This is a genomic window from Tepidimonas sp. (genome assembly GCF_046292505.1).
In the GTDB taxonomy this organism is placed as follows: domain Bacteria; phylum Pseudomonadota; class Gammaproteobacteria; order Burkholderiales; family Burkholderiaceae_C; genus Tepidimonas.
Window position 1 is genome coordinate 1 of record NZ_JBKBQX010000131.1, and the last position, 997, is coordinate 997.

The following is a 997-nucleotide window of genomic DNA, read 5'->3' on the forward strand; positions in this document are numbered from 1 at the left end:
AGCGGCAGATCGGTCTGGCGAGCGGCCCGGATGTGGATCCGAAAGCGCTCGCGCTGCCATGCCATGTCGGCCACCGTGCGCTCGCCCAGCCGGTAGTAGTCCAGCCCCGTTTCGCCGATGCCGATCACCTGCGGCAGCGCGGCGCGCTCGACCAAATCGGTCACGGTGGGTTCATGTACCCCTTCGTTGTCCGGATGCACGCCGACCGTCGCCCACAACTGCGGGGCCCCGTCGGCACCGTCGAGGGCCAGACGGTGCACGGCATCAAAGCCTTCCAGTGTGGTGCAGATGCACAGCGCTCGCAGAACACCGGCAGCTCGCATCGCCGCCAGAATCTCGGGGTATTGGGCCTGCAACTCGGGAAAGTCCAGATGGCAATGGGAGTCGGTGAACATGCAAACAGAAGTGCGTGGGGCGCAGCCCGTCGATAGGGGCGGCGGCCGTTCGTTCAAAGGGTTTGGGTCGGCCGGTCGGAAGCCAGGTGCGCGCCCAGGATTTCTTCGATCCGTGCCCGCAGCGCGCGGGACTTGTCGTCCGCCGGGAAGCGCACCCCGATTCCCGGCGTGCGCGATCCCGTCGCTCCGGCGGGCGTGATCCAGGCCACCTTGCCGGCGACGGGATAGCGCTGCGGGTCCTCGGGCAGCGTGAGCAGCACGTACACATCCTGTCCCAGCGTGTACTGGCGCGAGGACGGCACGAAAATGCCCCCCTCCGTGAACAAGGGGATGTAGGCCGCGTAGAGCGCGCCTTTTTCCTTGATCGACAGTTGGATGACCGTGGGGCGCGGATGGGAGGCCGCGTCGCCGCCGGCCGGCGAGCCGGTGTTCATGCCCGCGAGTGTATCGCCGCGGTGGCGGGCTGCCCGGAGGTGCGGGCGAAAACCGCGCGGGTGCGCTCGGCCCATGCCTCGGCCCACAGCCCGGCCTGCAGCGGGTGTTCGGCCGTGCGCCACGCTTGCTGCAGAGCCCGCCAGTAGCCGGACAACCGGTGCGGGACG

2 protein-coding genes are annotated in these 997 nt (G+C 69.0%); both read right to left on the reverse strand.

The window, feature by feature from the left end:
* Positions 1 to 395, reverse strand: a 395-nt coding sequence (locus ACK4TH_RS12235) for a TatD family hydrolase (protein ID WP_409626843.1), incomplete at its 3' end; no start/stop codon positions are given.
* A 53-nt stretch (positions 396 to 448) separates the two neighbouring features.
* The gene (locus tag ACK4TH_RS12240) at positions 449 to 829 is read right to left on the reverse strand and encodes a PilZ domain-containing protein (RefSeq protein WP_068609617.1); all 381 of its coding nucleotides are present in this window, start codon (positions 827 to 829) and stop codon (positions 449 to 451) included.
* Positions 830 to 997 lie beyond the last annotated feature (168 nt).

Bases quoted from the DNA above. Each gene is read 5' to 3' on its own strand.
- ACK4TH_RS12240 (WP_068609617.1), bottom strand. From the start codon at position 829: ATGAACACCGGCTCGCCGGCCGGCGGCGACGCGGCCTCCCATCCGCGC.